Origin of the sequence: Rhizobium sp. PP-CC-3G-465, assembly GCF_004343445.1 — a bacterium.
GTDB classification, from domain to species: Bacteria; Pseudomonadota; Alphaproteobacteria; order Rhizobiales; family Rhizobiaceae; genus Ferranicluibacter; species Ferranicluibacter rubi.
In genome coordinates this window covers 1-2,145 of sequence record NZ_SLYH01000053.1, presented here as the reverse complement: position 1 = coordinate 2,145, position 2,145 = coordinate 1, and the positions used below count along the sequence as shown (strand labels likewise).

Genomic DNA, 2,145 nt, shown 5'->3' with positions numbered 1-2,145 from the left:
GCAGACTGTCTGAAAAGTAGTCGGGCTGGTGCCACTTCCAAGATACCACCATCTCTTCAGGCGAAACGGGTTCGTAAATTCTCGACGTAGGCACTCATGACAATCGCCTCGGCTGTTAGCGTACCCAAAAGATCGACCGCCTCTCTTCCGGATTCGACAAAGCCGTGCTTTTGATAAAAAGCCAGAGCTTGCGGGCTTGAACCTAGCACACGAATCTCGACCTTTTGCGCGTCTGTGATCGCCTTGGCGACGCCTTTCAGCAGCAGTGAACCGAGCCCTTTGCGTTGTTGTTGAGGATGGACATACATCCCCCACAAATAGGCGGTGTCCCCGCGCTCGATGATGACGGCGGTTCCGCTAATTTCGTCCTTTCTCACCATGCAATAGCCGCGCTCACCAGTTCCCGGCAACATCGACGCAACTCCGTTATCGTCAAGATCCTTCAGCATTTTGGAAAGCGCATCTGGGCCAAGGCTCAAGCCGTACGTCAGCGTCCATGAAGTGCGCCACAGCTTTTCCAGATCAGCACTGTCGTCGGGAGTGATCGGTCGGAAATAGTGGTGCATTGCTGTGTCGTGTCCTTCGCGGAAGGTAACAGGCTAGTCTGTCCTGGATTCTCAGGGATGGCCGTCCATGGTAGCTTACGTCATGGCACATCTTTCAGGAACAGATCGCGCGCAATTGCTGCTTCTGCCGGAAGCGGTGGACGATTACGTGGGGCCGGACAACCCGGTCCGCTTCATCGAGGCCTTCGTGGATGGCCTCGATCTTGTCGCCGCTGGCTTCGTGCGGGTTGCGGCGAACGAGACCGGTCGTCCGGGTTACGACCCGGTCGATCTTTTGAAGCTCTACGTCTACGGATACATCAACCGGGTACGATCCAGCCGGCGGCTGGAGGCGGAGGCCCATCGCAATATCGAGGTAATCTGGCTGCTGCGACACCTGAAGCCGGACTTCCGCACCATCGCCGATTTCCGCCGTGTGAACCGGTCAGCCTTCAGGCAGGTGTTCCGTGAGTTCGTCATCCTGTGCCGGCAGCTTGATCTATTCGGGCGAGAGCTTCTGGCGGTCGATGGCACGCGCATCAAGGCGGTGAACAACAGGGATCGCAACTTCACACGGGGAGCGTTGACTAAGTTCATCGACGAAGCCGACGAGAAACTGGCCGACTACATGAAACGACTCGATGAAGGCGATGCGCAAGAGGAGAAAGCCGGCGGCAATGGCAGCGGTTCCGACCGCGGCGATGGCAAACTCGCGCAAAAGATTGCGGCAATCAAAGGCAAGCGGGATCGCCACAAGGCGCTGCTGGATGAACTGGACAAGACCGGCGCGGACCAGATCTCGCTGACCGACCCAGATGCGAGAGCCATGGCCCGCATGACGAAGGTCGGCGTCGGCTACAACATCCAGCTCGCCGTTGATGTGAAGCACAAGCTGATCGCCGGGCAGGAGGTCTGCAATCGGGTACTGGATATGGGGCTTCTTGCGCCGACTGTCGAGGCGGCGATGGACACGCTCGGCGTCGACAGGATCGAGGCGGTGGCGGACCGGGGCTACTTCAAGATCGAGGATATAGAGTCTTGCGAGAAAGCCGGCATCACCGCCTATGTTCCCAAACCGATCCGCGGTCCGGCCGTGGCTCAAGGGTTCTTCTCCAAGGAGGAATTCCGCTACGATCCGGACAAGGACATTTACCTTTGCCCCGCAGACCAGCCGCTCTCACCCCGCCACTTTGGCAAGTCCCGCGACAATGTGAAGATCGACTACGTCAACCGCGACGCCTGCAAGGCGTGCAGCCTGCGCGAACGCTGCACCAAAAGCTTTCGCCGCGTGTCGCGCCTCGAGAACGAGGCTGTGCTCGACCGCATGGCGGCGCGTCTTGCCGCTCGGCCCGACATTCTGGACCGGCGGCGCGAAAGCGTCGAACATCCGTTCGGCACCATAAAACAATGGATGTATCAGGGCGCGTTCCTGATGCGCAGGCTGGAAAATGTCCGCGGAGAGTTCAGCCTGACGGCGCTCGCCTACAACATCAAAAGAGCCATCACCCTTGTCGGCGTTGCGGGTCTGATCACCGCCGTCAGGGCATGAAAAGGTGCCATTCTGTGCACTGTTGCAAAATACGGGTACAAAAGTGCTCAC

At 58.7% G+C, this 2,145-nt stretch carries 2 protein-coding genes; one reads left to right on the top strand and one right to left on the bottom strand.

What is annotated here, in order from left to right; translation table 11 throughout:
• Positions 1-56: 56 nt before the first annotated feature.
• Entirely contained in the window at positions 57-566 is a 510-nt protein-coding gene (locus tag C8J33_RS26770) for a GNAT family N-acetyltransferase (protein WP_110803277.1), read from the bottom strand.
• A gap of 82 nt (positions 567-648) precedes the next feature.
• On the opposite strand from C8J33_RS26770, the gene C8J33_RS26765 reads away from it, so the two are divergent.
• A complete protein-coding gene (locus tag C8J33_RS26765) occupies positions 649-2,094 on the top strand; it encodes an IS1182 family transposase (protein ID WP_132665932.1) in 1,446 nt (481 codons plus the stop codon).
• Positions 2,095-2,145: the final 51 nt, after the last annotated feature.

Coding starts and splice junctions, on each gene's coding strand:
- C8J33_RS26770 (WP_110803277.1), bottom strand. CDS start 566: ATGCACCACTATTTCCGACCGATCACTCCCGACGACAGTGCTGATCTG.
- C8J33_RS26765 (WP_132665932.1), top strand. CDS start 649: ATGGCACATCTTTCAGGAACAGATCGCGCGCAATTGCTGCTTCTGCCG.